The sequence below is a fragment of the Kribbella pratensis genome (assembly GCF_004366075.1).
Lineage (GTDB): Bacteria > Actinomycetota > Actinomycetes > Propionibacteriales > Kribbellaceae > Kribbella > Kribbella pratensis.
Window position 1 is genome coordinate 1,270,558 of sequence record NZ_SODU01000003.1, and the last position, 13,252, is coordinate 1,283,809.

Sequence of the window (13,252 nt, forward strand, 5' to 3'; positions counted from 1 at the left end):
ATTGCAAACACATACGGTGATCGGGCAACAACCCCGGAGCGGCGAAGTGTAGCTACTCTCAGTGACTACGCGGTGTGAGTCGGCCACCGCGGAACAGGTACGTCGCGCGGCCGTCGACCGCCTCGCGGAAGGCGAGCACCTCGTGCGTCCCGTGCTCCGGCTCGGCCGCGATCAACCGGGTGTCGTCGAGGGCGACGAACCTGGTCCGGTGCGGCTCCGGGTACAGCAGCCGCGCCTCGTCGCTGACCGCCTCGTCGAGCACCCAGAACTCCCCGTCCTGGACGCTGATCGTGGCCTGCGCCAGTACGCCGGTGTACCGACCGGCGACCAGCTCCGGCGCGATGTCGACCGGCTCTGTCGGCGGCACCGGCCGGGCCGGCAGCTCGACCCCGGCGGTCTCGCGGAGGATGTGGCCGACCAGTTCGTCGTACAAGGGTCCGGTGCTGCCGCCGTTGGTGAGGAGCACGACCGCGACGCCCTTCTCCGGCACCAGCCGGAAGAACGCCGACTGGCCGACGGTCCCGCCGTCGTGGCCGTACAGCGGCCCGCCCTCGACGTCGAAGATCATCCAGCCGACTCCCCAGCGCTCCGCGAACCCACCGGTCGCCGGTACGTCGACCTGCGGCTCCCACAACCCTTCGATCGTGGCCCGGTCGAACAGCGTCGCGTCCAGATAGGACCGACCGAACGTGAGCAGGTCCCGAGCGCTCATCGCCAGCAACGACCCGGCCGGGGCCATCGCATGCACCAGACTCCACACCGGCGCGGTCTGCAACGGAGCACCCGGCTTCGGCGCCACATGCCCGAGCGCCGCGCGGTACAGGAGAGCCTCGTCCGCGATCGTCGCGACGTGCTCCAGCCCCAGCGGTACGGCGATGCGCTCCCGGATCAGCTGGTGGAACGGCTTCCCGAACAGGACCTCGGCGATCCGCCCGAGAACGACGAATCCGGAGTTGTTGTACGAGAACCCGGCGCCCGGTGGCACCTCCTGCGCCAGCCCGGGCAACACGTCCCGGACGAACAACTCGACCGCGTCGTCACCACGCGAGGTCGGGGTGAAGGCGTCGCCGGAGAACCCGCTGGTGTGGGTGAGCAGCTGCCGCGGTGTGATCACCGCGGCGGCCTCCTCGTCGGCGAGCTTGAACTCGGGCAGGTAGTCCCGCACCGGCCGGTCGAGATCGACCTTGCCGTCGGCGACCAGCTGCAGGATCAGCGTGGTCGTCCAGAGCTTCGTGATCGACCCGATCTGGAACACCGAGTCGACCGTCGCCTCGACCCCCGTGTCGAGGTTGAGGATGCCCGCGGCCGCCGTACTCACCTCGCCGTCGGCCAGGACGGCGACCGAGGCGGCCGGTACGCCGTGCTTCGTGATCAGGTCCGCGAGGTTGCCGTCCAGCCAGCTCTGCACGTCGTCACTCCTTCGATGAGAGAACCCGGACCAGGTTCTGCCCGAGGACCTTCCGGATGGTTGCTTCGGGCAGTCCCCGGGCCAGCAGTGCGTCGGTGACCAGGGGCATCCCGGCCGGGCCTTCGAGGCCGGGGACGTACAGCTCGGCGTCCAGGCCCTGGATGACCACCGGCCGGTCGCAGGCCGGGATCTTCTCGCTGAAGACCTCCGCGACGAAGTCACTGCCGAGCCCGACGTGGTCCTCGCCGGCGACGTCGAGGATGTGCAGGACGTGGTCGGCCAGGTGGTCGACGGTCGGCTTCTCCGCGGTGGTCAGGAAGCCGGCGAAGAAGTTCACGCAGATCACGCCGCCGGTCGCGGCGATCGCACGGAGCTGGTCATCGGTCAGGTTGCGGTGGTGCTCACGCAGGGCGAACGCGCTGGAGTGCGAGGCGACGACGGGCCTGGTGGCGAGTTCGAGGATGTGTTCGGTGCCCGCACGGCCGACGTGCGAGACGTCGATCAGTACGCCGAGCTCCTCGAGGAGCCGTACCGCCTCGACGCCGGCGTGCGTCAGCCGGCTGCCGGTCGCGTCCTCACCGGATCCGTCACCGAGGGCGCTGCGCCCGAAGTGCGTGAACGAGACCATCCGGACGCCGAGTCGCTGGAGGGTCTGCAGGAGCTCGAGGTCGGTGTCGATCTGCGGGCAGCCTTCGAGCGCCAGCACCAGCGCGATCTTGCCCGCCGCGGTCGCGGCCTCGATGTCGCCGGGCGCCGTACACAGCGCGACCTCGTCGGCGTTCGCGTCGGCGACCCGGTGCGCGGCCTCGATCATCCGGAGCGTCTCGCGCAGCGCCCCTTCGGGCAGGAACTCCGAATCGATGAACACCGGCAGGACCTGCACGTCGATGCCGCCGTCCCGCAACTGCGGGATCCACCGCTCCCGGAAGTACGTGGACCAGACCTCCTTCGGCCGCCGCGCCACCACCATCAGCAGGTCGTTGTGTGCATCCGCCACCACCGCGTCGCGGTGCAGGTCCATCCGTTCCCCCTCGAAGTCAGTGGTCAGGTCCAGCCCCTCAGGTCCAGCGCAGGACGCCCTTGCGGTACGCGTACAGCAGGCCGACGGCGACGAAGGCCAGGAAGACGAACATCTCGATCAGGGTCGCGACGCCGAGGGTCGCGAAGATCGTCGCCCACGGGAACAGGTAGATCGCGTCCACGGCGAAGATCACGTAGAGATACGCGAACAGGTAGTACCGGATGTGGACCTGGGCCCAGCCCTCGCCGACCGGGTCGACGCCCGACTCGTAGGTCTTGAGCTTGCCCTCGGTCGGATACGTGACCGTCAGTGCCTTGTTCAGCGCGAACGCGCCGAGCAGCCCGACGAGGCCGAGCGCGACCACCGCGGCGATGACGCCATAGCTGTCCGACACGGGCAGCAGTCTAATTGGTGCAGAGCAGCAGGGAGTCGATCGAGACGTACGGGCCGTAGCCGGAGCGGACGTCGGCGACCTGGAGGCGTAAGCGGGTGACGCCGGTGATGTCGTAGTTCAGCCAGGTCTCGGTCTCCTGCTGCATCCGGACCGAAGTCAGCGCCTGCGTCCCGTTGTGCAGCGACACCCGGGCCAGCCCGTCGGTGAGGTTGCCGAGCCAGTTCCGCGAGTACCGGCAGCCGGTCGAGTCGACGTCACCCCAGACGTACCCGCCCTGGTTCGCCAGCAGGTCCGCCTCGGATCGCCGCGGCCCCTCCTTCGGCGGTACGACGGTGAACTGCGGCTGACCCGCCCCGCCCGCGGCCAGCAGCCCCTTCTTGAACATCCCCCGCCACACGTAGTGCTTGAAGCTGATCATCGGCGAGATCGCCGCGGCGTACGGCGCCTGCGGGCCGACCGCGATCCGGTACGTCCGGATCGACCCGGGCTGCACGGTGGTGATCGTCACGCTGCTGCCCGACGAGTAGCCGTGCGCAACTTCCTGCCAGCGCTTCAGCGACGGGATCCATTGGTGCAACGGGATCCTGGTGCCCGCGGCAGGGGCCGGCGAGAGCGTTCCGACGACCGTGATCACGCCCTTGGTCGCGTCCGTCGTACGGATGCTGTAGATCTTCGCGGTCCGCACCGAAGCCGACCCAGACGCCGCCCCAGATGCCGCCACCGACGACGGCGCAGCGGACCCCAGCATCAGCAACGTCAGCAGTCCGATCAGCACACGGCGCATGCGGCACTCCCTGAATTCACAGCTGGATGACGCCACCCTGCCGGTTCTCACTCCGGATCGCAAGCGAGCGCTTGCACACGGTGACACGCGCCGGTTTCGCCACTACCTGACCCGATCACCTTTTAACACCGCGTCCCAGGCTGTGGACCACCGGGGCTTCCGCATGATTCCGTTCTAAGGGCGAACTAATATTGGGGTTATCGCCCTGGACGGGGGGATCGACCTGTCGCTCACACGGTGGCAAGCCGACCCAAGCTTCCACTTGGAGATGAACAGAACAGTGACCATCGAGGTCAAGCAGCTCGACCGCGTGGTGATCCGCTTCGCCGGCGACTCCGGCGACGGGATGCAACTCACGGGGGACAGGTTCACAGCGGAAACGGCATCGTTCGGCAACGACCTGTCGACGTTGCCCAACTTCCCAGCGGAGATCCGGGCACCAGCCGGAACCCTGCCGGGAGTGTCGTCGTTCCAGCTCCACTTCGCCGACCACGACATCCTCACGCCGGGTGATGCGCCCGACGTGCTGATCGCCATGAACCCGGCGGCGCTGAAGGCGAACCTCAAGGACGTGCCGCGGGGCGCGACCCTGATCGTCGACACCGCGGACTTCACCGCGCGCAACCTCAAGCGGATCGGGTACGACGAAAACCCACTGGAGACCGGCGAGCTCGACGGCTACCACGTCGTACCGCTGAACCTGACCGGCATGACGGTCGAGTCGGTCAAGGAGTTCGGCCTGTCCCGCAAGGACGCGTCCCGGGCGAAGAACATGTACGCGCTCGGCCTGGTGTCCTGGCTGTTCCAGCGGCCGGTCGAGTCGACCATTACCTTCCTGCAGACCAAGTTCGCGTCCAAGCCGGACATCCGGGACGCGAACATCGCGGCCTTCCGCGCGGGCTACAACTTCGGTGAGACCGCCGAGGAGTTCTCGGTCCGGTACGAGGTGAAGCCGGCCCACATGGCCACCGGCACCTACCGGAACATCTCCGGCAACCTGGCGCTGGCGTACGGCCTGGTGGCGGGCGCCCAGCGGGCCGGGTTGCCGCTGGTCCTCGGTGCGTACCCGATCACCCCGGCCTCCGACGTCCTGCACGAGCTGTCCAAGCTCAAGCGGTTCAACGTCACCACGATCCAGGCCGAGGACGAGATCGCCGGTGTCGGCGCCGCCCTGGGCGCGTCGTTCGGCGGCGCGCTCGGCGTGACCACGTCGTCCGGTCCCGGGATCAGCCTGAAGTCCGAGACGATCGGCCTCGGCGTGATGCTCGAGCTGCCGCTGGTCGTCTGTGACATCCAGCGCGCCGGCCCGTCGACCGGTATGCCGACGAAGACCGAGCAGGCCGACCTGCTGCAGGTGATGTTCGGCCGCAACGGCGAGGCGCCGCTACCGGTGCTCGCCGCCCAGTCCCCCGCGGACTGCTTCGCGATCGCGGTCGAGGCGGCCCGGATCGCGATCACCTACCGCACGCCGGTGATCGTGCTGTCCGACGGCTACCTGGCGAACGGTTCCGAGCCGTGGCGGATCCCGGTCATCGACGAACTGCCGACGATCGACCCGGACTTCACCGTCGAGCCGAACGCGACCGACGACAAGGGCGCTCCGAAGTACCTCCCCTACCTGCGCGACCCGGAGACCCTCGCCCGAGCCTGGGCGATTCCCGGTACGGCGGGCCTGGACCACCGCATCGGCGGTCTCGAGAAGGAGGACAAGACCGGGAACATCTCCTACGACCCGGCCAACCACGACCTGATGATCCGCACCCGTCAGGCGAAGGTGGACGGGATTGCCGTCCCGCCGGTGCAGGTCGACGACCCGGACGGTGCGGCGAAGGTCCTGGTGCTCGGGTGGGGTTCGACGTACGGCCCGATCGGCGCCGCTGTCCGCCGGGTCCGCAAGGTCGGCGGCAAGATCGCACAAGCCCATCTGCGGCACCTGAACCCGTTCCCGTCCAACCTCGGCGACGTGCTGAAGTCGTACGACAAGGTCCTCGTGCCGGAGATGAACCTCGGCCAACTGGCGATGCTGCTGCGCGCCAAGTACCTGGTCGACGTCGTCTCGTACGCGCAGGTCCGCGGTATGCCGCTCGGCGCCGCGGAGCTGGCCGAAGTGATCGGCAACCTGGTCGAGGAGACCGAGGGCATCGACGACGACGCCCGCCACCTGGGGGCGGCCGCGGCCGCCGTCAAGCACGGCGAGGCACTGGCCGACCAGAACGGTCATCTCAAGACGGAGGGTGCACGATGAGCGCCGTAGAGCTCGGTATGCCGAGCCTGCCGAACGGACTGCAAGGCGTCCCGGCCGCGACCGAGCCGCAGAACCGCAAGGAGTACGTGTCGGACCAGGAGGTCCGCTGGTGCCCCGGCTGCGGCGACTACGCCGTACTCGCGGCCTTCCAGGGCTTCCTGCCCGAGCTCGGGATCAAGCGCGAGAACGTGGCGATGGTGTCCGGGATCGGCTGCTCGTCCCGTTTCCCGTACTACCTGTCGACGTACGGCATGCACTCGATCCACGGCCGCGCGCCGGCGATCGCGACCGGGCTCGCGACCGCCCGGCCGGACCTGAGCGTGTGGGTGGTGACCGGTGACGGCGACGCGCTGTCGATCGGCGGCAACCACCTGATCCACACACTGCGGCGGAACGTGAACATGAAGATCCTGCTGTTCAACAACCGGATCTACGGCCTCACCAAGGGCCAGTACTCGCCGACGTCGGAGCCGGGCAAGGTGACGAAGTCGACGCCGATGGGATCGGTGGACAACCCGTTCAACCCGGTCTCGCTGGCGCTCGGCGCGGAGGCGACGTTCGTGGCGCGCACCGTCGACTCCGACCGCAAGCACCTCACCTCGGTCCTGCGGGCCGCGGCCGAGCACCGCGGTACGGCGTTCGTGGAGATCTACCAGAACTGCCCGATCTTCAACGACAACGCGTTCGAGGCGTTCAAGGACCCGGAGACCCGGGACGACGCGATCATCCCGCTGGTGCACGGCGAGCCGATCCGGTTCGGCACCGACGGGCATCTCGGCGTGGTGCGCGACGGCTTCGCGTCGCTGGCCGTGCGCGAGGTCGCCGACCTGCCCGGCGGCGAGTCGGACCTGGTCGTCCACGACGCCCACACCGACGACCCGGCGTACGCGTTCGCCCTGTCCCGGCTGACCGACGGCGGTGTCCTGCACCAGGCCCCGATCGGCGTCTTCCGGTCCGTCGAGCGCCCGGCGTACGACGACCTGGTCCGTCAGCAGATCACCACCGCCCAGGAAACCCAGGGCACCGGCGACCTGCAGGCCCTGGTCACCGGCGCGGACACCTGGACGGTCAACTGACGCCTGTCTACCGTGACGGGATGGTCGAACGTCTGGTCCTGCTGGTCGGATATGACGGCGCCGAACTGCTCGACATCGCGTGTGTGACGTCGTGTCTCGACATCGCGAACCGCATCGGCGCGGCGCCGCCGTACCGCGTGGTGCTGGCCACCCCGGGCCGGCGCACCGTCCGGTGTGACTCGGGCTTGCGGGTCGAGGCCGACGAGGCGCTCGAGCACTTCAACGAGCCCATGGACACGCTGGTCGTTTCCGGCGGCCTCGGCCACGAACGTGCCGCGGCCGATCCCGTGCTGGTCGGCCACGTACGACGGCTGGCCGCGCTGGCCCGGCGGGTGTCGTCGGCCTGCACCGGCGCGACCGTGCTCGCGCAGGCCGGCTTGCTGACCGGCCGACGGGTCACGACCCATTGGATGTACGCCGACACGCTCGCCGCGCGCTACCCCGACGTCCAGGTCGACGCGGATCCGATCTACATCCGGGACGGCGAGATCGCGACGTCCGGCGGTGTGACGAGCGCGCTGGATCTCACCCTCTCGTTCATCGAGGAGGATCACGGCGAAACGCTGGCCCGGGGTGTGGCGATGGGTACGGTGGCCTATCTCCAGCGCCCGGGCGGGCAATCGCAGATGAGCATGTTCGTATCGACCCGGGTGAGCGGTGATCTGCTGGTACGGCGGATTCGCGACCACGTCGTCAGCCACCTGGACAGCGATCTGACCACTCCCGCACTCGCACGGTTCGCGGGCGTCAGCGAACGTCACCTCGGACGGCTCTTCCTGACCCACGTCGAGCGCACGCCGGCGCAGTACGTCAGAGACGTCCGGACCGAGGCCGCGGCCCAATTGGCCTTGTCCACCGACCTTCCTCTCGGTGCCGTCGCGCGGCAGTGCGGGTTCGGCTCCACCGAGTCACTGCGTCAGGCGTTCCTCGACCGGTACGGCGTACCGCCGTCGAAGTACCGCGCGTCGAAGTACCGCCGGACGCCGGCCTGACACCAGGATTCCGGCAGGGTGCCGCAGAGATCCGGACGCGGTTGCCGAGCACCGGGTCCACCGCAGGCGGAGTTCCGCACGATCGGGCCATGACGTGGTTCATCACTGCACTCAGGAAGTACGCCGTGTTCAACGGCCGCGCCCGGCGCAAGGAGTACTGGTACTTCGTCCTCGTCACGGTGATCATCGGTGCGGGCCTCCTGCGGCTGCTCGACGTCGTCCTCGGACTGACCTACGGCAGGCGTGGCACCTTCGGCATTCTGCAGACGCTCTGGTGGCTCGGCACCTTGCTGCCGACGATCGCAGTGTCGGTACGCCGTCTGCACGACACGAACCGCACCGGCTGGTGGTGGTTGATCCACTTCGTACCGGTGGTCGGGACGATCGTCTACCTCGTCTTCGCCGTCCAGCCCGGCACCGCCGCCTCGAACCGATACGGTGCGGATCCGAAGGGCGGTCTGTCGTGAGTGACGCCGAGGAGCGCAATCTCAGCGCAGCAGATCGAGCAGGCTCATACCGGCGGGCCGGTCGAGATGGAGCGCGGTCAGGCCGGCCGCTCGTGCGGCCACCACGTCCAGCTCGAGGTTGTCGCCGATCATCAGCGCATCGGACGGCTCGACGCCCAGCGCTTCGCAGACCCGCTGATAGGCCCGCGGATCGGGCTTGCTGAAACCGAGCGATTCCGAGGTGCAGACGACGTCGATCAAATCCGCCAGCCCGATCTTCTGCAGCTTCGCGTTCTGCTGCCGGGTGCTGCCGTTGGTGAGCACGCCGATCCGCCATCCGTTGCCCCGAGCAACTTCCAGCGCCGGCCGCGCGTCCGGGTAGGCGATCCAGTTGTTCGTGTACTGCGTGAGATACCCCGTGAACACCTCGTCCAGCTCGGCCTCGCTCGCCGGCACCGGCAGACCGAGCACCGGAAGGAACGCCCGCAACCGCCCGCGCCGCTGCCCCTGATGCGTGAGCTCCCCCGCCAGGAACCGATTGAACTGATCCTCTTCGATCACGAACCACTCAGCGATCAACTCATCCGTCGGCACAATCCCAAGCCCCGCCACCCAACTCCGAAGCCCCGCCACCGCACAGCCCGTGTGATCGAACAACGTGTTGTCGAGGTCGAAGATGATCGCCTTCACAGACCAGCGCCCTTGTTGCTTGGCTCCCATGGATCGGCCAGGTTCTGGTCGATCAACTCGCGGTCGGAGTTCCAACCCTCATCAGTACGCCGACGCAAAACGTCGGCGATCTCGTCGCACCTGTTGGCGTCGTGGTCCTTCTCAGCCACCCGTCCTCCTCCGTCCGCCCAAGTCCGCGAGCCTGAGCCGGACTGTGAACAGGAGGCGGAGAGTCTGTGGACAGGCTATTACGGCTCTTGTGTTGGACGTGAACTCAAGGGGTGGTCCGGGCTGCGGATTTGTGCAGGTCGACAGTACGTATACGTCCACTGTCGGGCGATTCGGTCTGCCACCCGCTGCGCAGTGGCGGGTAGTAGACATATACGTACTGTCGACCTGCAGCCTTGGAGTGCGGTCGGCAGCCCCAAGTTGAGTTACGCACGGACTACCGAGTCGCGGTTTAGTTCTCGGTGGTTGGCGTGGCCGGAGAGGGCGAGGGTTAGGTCCAGTTCGGCGAGGAAGCAGCGGAGGACGTGTTCTACGCCGGCTTGGCCGGCCAGGGCCAGGCCGTAGAGCAACGGGCGGCCCAGGAGGATCGCCTTCGCGCCGAGGGCGAGTGCTTTGGCCGCGTCCGCGCCGGTGCGGACGCCGGAGTCGAAGAGGATCGTGAGCTGTTCGCCGACCGCGTCCGCGATCGCCGGGAGTGCGTCCAGCGAGGCGATCGCGCCGTCGACCTGGCGGCCGCCGTGGTTCGAGACGACGAGGCCGTCCACGCCGTGCTCGGCCGCAAGCTTGGCGTCCTCGACGTGGGTGATGCCCTTGAGGACGATCGGGCCGTCCCAGTTGTCGCGCAGGAACGACAGGTCGTCCCAGGACAGGCCGACGTTCGGGAACATCTGCGCCCAGTGCATCACCGCCGCACCGGGGTCCTCCTCGATCGGCTTGGCCAGCTTGGCCCGGAACGCCGGGTCGCTGAAGTAGTTCGCCAGCCCCTCCCCCTTCAGGAACGGCAGGAACCCGCGATCCAGGTCGGCCGGCCGCCAGCCGATCGTCCCGGTGTCCAGGGTGACGACGAGTACGGCGTACCCCGCGGCCTTCGCGCGCTGCAAGAAGCTCAGGCAGACGTCGCGGTCGGTCGGGTAGTACAGCTGGAACCACTTGCTGGTCGCCTCGATCTGCTCGATCGCGTGGCTGGCCTGGGTCGAGTGCGTGTAGGTCAGGCCGAGGGTGTTCGCGGCGCCTGCGGTCGCCAGCTCACCGTCCGGGTGCGCGAGGGTCTGTACGCCGATCGGCGCGACCAGGACCGGCGCCGGCATCGCCGTACCGAGGACCGTGCAGGACAGATCACGTTCGGTGCTGCCGCGCAGCATCCGCGGCACCAGGCGCCAGCGCTCGAACGCCGCCTGGTTGGCCCGCGCGGTCGCGCCGCTGCCCGCGCTCGGCACGATGTACCCCATCGCCTCGGCCGGCAGCTTCCCGGCCGCCTGCGACTCCAGCCGCGCCAGGTCGGTCGTGATCTCCGGCGTCACCCCCTGCAGCATCCCCTGCAGGTAGATCTGCAACTGGAAGTCCCCGAAGTTGGCCATGCGGGATGCTCCCACGACCGCACCGGTCGCCACCATGGGATCTGCGACAATCAGGCGTGACAAGTTCAGTGACTCCTGACACAACCGCACGGCATGTGAACCTCGCGTTGTTCGCATTGGCGACGGGTGGGTTCGCGATCGGGACCACCGAGTTCGTCACGATGGGGCTGCTGCCGCAGATCGCGGACGGCGTGCACATCTCGATCCCCACGGCCGGCCACGTGATCTCGGCGTACGCGCTGGGCGTCGTGGTCGGCGCTCCGGTGATCGCGGCGCTCGGCGCGCGGACCGGGCGCAAACGGCTGCTGCTCGGGCTGACGGCGGTCTTCGTGGTCGGCAACGTCCTGTCGGCGGTTGCCTCGAGCTACGAGTTCTTGCTGGCCGCGCGGTTCCTGTCCGGCCTGCCACACGGTGCGTTCTTCGGGATCGGCGCAGTGGTCGGCGCGTCGCTGGTGCCGCCGAGCCGGCGCGCCCGCGCGGTGTCGATGACGATGGTCGGTCTCCCGATCGCGAACATCATCGGCGTCCCGGTGACGACGCTGCTAGGCCAGCAACTCGGGTGGCAGGTGCCGTTCCTCGCGGTCGGCGTACTGGGTCTGCTGACGCTGGTCGCGGTCTGGTTCTGGGTGCCGCCGCAGCCGGTCGGGAGCGGCGTCAACGTGCGCAGCGAGCTCAGCGCGCTGGCCCGGCCGCAGGTGTGGATGGCGCTGCTGGTCGGGATGGTCGGGTTCGGCGGGATGTTCGCGACGTACTCGTACATCACCCCGACGATGACGGAACTGGCCGGTTTCTCCGAGTCCGCCGTGACAATCGTCCTGGGCGTGTACGGCGTGGGCATGACCGCCGGCACCGTCCTCGGTGGACGCCTCGCCGACCGGTGGCTGATGGGCAGCGTGTACGGCGGACTGGTCGCGGTCGCCGTCGTACTGGGAACGTTCGGCTGGCTCGCGCAGACCCGGCCTGGCGCGCTGGTCGGTGTGTTCGCGATGGGCTGCTCCGCGAGCATCCTGGTGCCGGCACTGCAGACCCGCCTGATGGACGTCGCGCATGAAGGGCAGTCGCTGGCCGCGTCCCTGAACCACTCCACGCTCAACATCGCCAACGCACTCGGCGCCTGGCTCGGCGGCGTCGTACTGGCCGCCGGCTACGGCTACGAATGGCCCAGCCGCCTCGGCGCCGCCCTTGCCGTCGCCGGGCTGATCCTGGCCGCGATCTCCGGTCTCATGGAACGACGCGGGGCCACTCAGGTACTTGCCTGAGTGGTTCGTCACCGCCGACTTGGTTAGATCGGTGTATGGCGACCTTGACGTTGGGCGCGGCCGATCTGGTACGGCGGCGTGGACTGCGGCGGATGCGGTCGGTGGCGTTGGCGCTGCTGGTGCTGGCCGCGGTGATCTACCTGGTGACGCTGCACCGCAGCGGCGGCTGGGCGTATGTGAACGCGGCGGCCGAAGCGGCGATGGTGGGTGCGTTGGCGGACTGGTTCGCGGTGACGGCACTGTTCCGGCGACCGCTTGGGCTGCCGATCCCGCACACCGCGATCGTGCCGACCCGGAAGGACAGTCTCGCCGAGAGCCTGGAGCAGTTCGTCACCGAGAACTTCCTCTCCGAGGAGGTCGTCGGCGAGAAGATGCGGACCGCGGAGGTGAGCCGGCGGGCCGGTGAGTGGCTTGCCGCCGGCAACCACGCCGAGCGGATCGTGGCCGAAGGCGCGCGCACGGTCGGAGCGGCACTGCCGAAACTCGGCGACGACGACGTGACCGCGTTCGTGAGCGGGTCGTTGCTGCCGCGGTTCGTGAAGGAGCCGTTGAGCCCGATCGCCGGGCACTTCGTGGAGTCGGTGGTCGAGGACGGTGCCCACCACGCGCTGCTGGATCTCCTGCTGGTCGAAGCGCACGACTGGCTGGCCGACAACCGCGACCTGCTGGCGGATGTCGTCGGGCCGCGGGCGCCGCGGTGGTCACCGCAGTGGGTGGACCGGATGGTGATCGACCGGATCCACCGCGAGGCGCTGGCGTGGCTGGCCGACGTACGGGACAACCAGTCGCATCCGGCGCGGCGGGCGATCGACCGGCTGCTCGGGCAACTGGCGGACGACCTGCAGCACGACCCGGGCATGATGGCGCGGTTCGAGGCGTGGAAGGCGCGGATGCTGACACATCCGGACATGGGCTCGAGCCTGACCGCAGTCTGGGACGCGATGCGCACCGCCCTGATCGACTCGATCAACGACCCGCACAGCACGCTCCGGGCGCGCGGGATCCGGGCTCTGCAGGAGCTGGGGCTACGGCTCCAGGACGACGAGGCGCTGCGCGCGAAGGTCGACAGCCGCGCGGCCGAGGCCGTCGGGTACGTCGTCCGCACGTACGGCCAAGAGATCGTCTCGGTCATCTCCGACACCATCGAACGCTGGGACGGCCGCGAAGCTGCCGCCCGCATCGAACTCCACGTCGGCCGCGACCTCCAGTTCATCCGCATCAACGGCACTGTCGTCGGAGCCCTCGTCGGCCTCACCATCCACACCGTGAGCCAGCTGCTGTGAACCCGGCCGGCGGTGGAGCCGTTCGGATTGGTTGGGATCGGTTGGGTGCGGCGGTAGCGCTTGGGCTACCGCCGCTGACCGACTTCGGG

General features: G+C 68.8%; 13 protein-coding genes. 6 read left to right on the forward strand and 7 right to left on the reverse strand.

Translation table 11 applies throughout. From position 1 onward, the window contains the following. Nucleotides 1-58 precede the first annotated feature (58 nt). The 4 genes from EV137_RS30390 to EV137_RS30405 are packed head-to-tail and all read right to left on the reverse strand — an operon-like array spanning nt 59 to nt 3,607. Nucleotides 59-1,408: a serine hydrolase domain-containing protein gene (locus EV137_RS30390; protein ID WP_134131653.1), complete on the reverse strand. Its 1,350-nt coding sequence runs from the start codon at nt 1,406-1,408 to the stop codon at nt 59-61. A gap of 4 nt (nt 1,409-1,412) precedes the next feature. Beyond that, on the reverse strand, nt 1,413-2,429 hold the full coding sequence (locus EV137_RS30395; RefSeq protein ID WP_134131654.1) for a dipeptidase: 1,017 nt from the start codon (nt 2,427-2,429) through the stop codon (nt 1,413-1,415). Between the two features lie 37 nt (nt 2,430-2,466). Next, a complete protein-coding gene (locus EV137_RS30400; protein WP_131286606.1) occupies nt 2,467-2,823 on the reverse strand; it encodes an NADH-quinone oxidoreductase subunit A in 357 nt (118 codons plus the stop codon). A gap of 10 nt (nt 2,824-2,833) precedes the next feature. Beyond that, entirely contained in the window at nt 2,834-3,607 is a 774-nt protein-coding gene (locus EV137_RS30405) for a hypothetical protein (RefSeq protein WP_134131655.1), read from the reverse strand. Between the two features lie 268 nt (nt 3,608-3,875). On the opposite strand from EV137_RS30405, the gene EV137_RS30410 reads away from it, so the two are divergent. The 4 genes from EV137_RS30410 (at nt 3,876) to EV137_RS30425 (ending at nt 8,387) form a co-directional block, all read left to right on the forward strand. Continuing rightward, nucleotides 3,876-5,852, forward strand: a complete 1,977-nt coding sequence (locus tag EV137_RS30410) for a 2-oxoacid:acceptor oxidoreductase subunit alpha (RefSeq protein ID WP_238175641.1) — start codon at nt 3,876-3,878, stop codon at nt 5,850-5,852. Continuing rightward, the gene (locus EV137_RS30415) at nt 5,849-6,928 is read left to right on the forward strand and encodes a 2-oxoacid:ferredoxin oxidoreductase subunit beta (RefSeq protein ID WP_133789562.1); all 1,080 of its coding nucleotides are present in this window, start codon (nt 5,849-5,851) and stop codon (nt 6,926-6,928) included. The genes EV137_RS30410 and EV137_RS30415 overlap by 4 nt, the downstream gene beginning before the upstream one ends. Before the next feature lie 20 nt (nt 6,929-6,948). Continuing rightward, nucleotides 6,949-7,920, forward strand: coding sequence for a GlxA family transcriptional regulator (locus tag EV137_RS30420; RefSeq protein ID WP_134131656.1), 972 nt, complete (start codon nt 6,949-6,951; stop codon nt 7,918-7,920). 89 nt (nt 7,921-8,009) lie between these two features. Beyond that, the gene (locus EV137_RS30425) at nt 8,010-8,387 is read left to right on the forward strand and encodes a DUF805 domain-containing protein (protein WP_134008103.1); all 378 of its coding nucleotides are present in this window, start codon (nt 8,010-8,012) and stop codon (nt 8,385-8,387) included. 21 nt (nt 8,388-8,408) lie between these two features. Here the strand turns inward: EV137_RS30425 and EV137_RS30430 are convergent, their stop codons facing one another. From EV137_RS30430 to EV137_RS30435, 3 genes are all read right to left on the reverse strand, one after another. Further along, nucleotides 8,409-9,086: an HAD family hydrolase gene (locus EV137_RS30430; protein ID WP_238175642.1), complete on the reverse strand. Its 678-nt coding sequence runs from the start codon at nt 9,084-9,086 to the stop codon at nt 8,409-8,411. Continuing rightward, nucleotides 9,053-9,205 (reverse strand): hypothetical protein, encoded by a 153-nt coding sequence (locus tag EV137_RS40810; protein ID WP_166680052.1) that lies wholly within the window; start codon nt 9,203-9,205, stop codon nt 9,053-9,055. The genes EV137_RS30430 and EV137_RS40810 overlap by 34 nt, the downstream gene beginning before the upstream one ends. Nucleotides 9,206-9,469: 264 nt before the next feature. Further along, complete coding sequence (locus EV137_RS30435; protein ID WP_134131658.1) at nt 9,470-10,621, reverse strand: alpha-hydroxy-acid oxidizing protein; 1,152 nt, start codon at nt 10,619-10,621, stop codon at nt 9,470-9,472. Between the two features lie 68 nt (nt 10,622-10,689). Here EV137_RS30435 and EV137_RS30440 point away from each other — a divergent pair, with 68 nt between their 5' ends. Beyond that, nucleotides 10,690-11,880 carry an MFS transporter gene (locus EV137_RS30440; protein ID WP_238175643.1) on the forward strand — a complete coding sequence of 397 codons (1,191 nt, stop codon included), beginning with the start codon at nt 10,690-10,692 and terminating at the stop codon, nt 11,878-11,880. Between the two features lie 35 nt (nt 11,881-11,915). Beyond that, nucleotides 11,916-13,163 carry a DUF445 domain-containing protein gene (locus EV137_RS30445; protein ID WP_134131660.1) on the forward strand — a complete coding sequence of 416 codons (1,248 nt, stop codon included), beginning with the start codon at nt 11,916-11,918 and terminating at the stop codon, nt 13,161-13,163. Nucleotides 13,164-13,252: the final 89 nt, after the last annotated feature.

Bases quoted from the DNA above. Each gene is read 5' to 3' on its own strand.
- EV137_RS30395 (WP_134131654.1), bottom strand. From the start codon at position 2,429: ATGGACCTGCACCGCGACGCGGTGGTGGCGGATGCACACAACGACCTG.
- EV137_RS30405 (WP_134131655.1), bottom strand. From the start codon at position 3,607: ATGCGCCGTGTGCTGATCGGACTGCTGACGTTGCTGATGCTGGGGTCC.
- EV137_RS30410 (WP_238175641.1), top strand. From the start codon at position 3,876: ATGAACAGAACAGTGACCATCGAGGTCAAGCAGCTCGACCGCGTGGTG.
- EV137_RS30415 (WP_133789562.1), top strand. From the start codon at position 5,849: ATGAGCGCCGTAGAGCTCGGTATGCCGAGCCTGCCGAACGGACTGCAA.
- EV137_RS30420 (WP_134131656.1), top strand. From the start codon at position 6,949: ATGGTCGAACGTCTGGTCCTGCTGGTCGGATATGACGGCGCCGAACTG.
- EV137_RS30425 (WP_134008103.1), top strand. From the start codon at position 8,010: ATGACGTGGTTCATCACTGCACTCAGGAAGTACGCCGTGTTCAACGGC.
- EV137_RS30430 (WP_238175642.1), bottom strand. From the start codon at position 9,086: ATGGGAGCCAAGCAACAAGGGCGCTGGTCTGTGAAGGCGATCATCTTC.
- EV137_RS30435 (WP_134131658.1), bottom strand. From the start codon at position 10,621: ATGGCCAACTTCGGGGACTTCCAGTTGCAGATCTACCTGCAGGGGATG.
- EV137_RS30445 (WP_134131660.1), top strand. From the start codon at position 11,916: ATGGCGACCTTGACGTTGGGCGCGGCCGATCTGGTACGGCGGCGTGGA.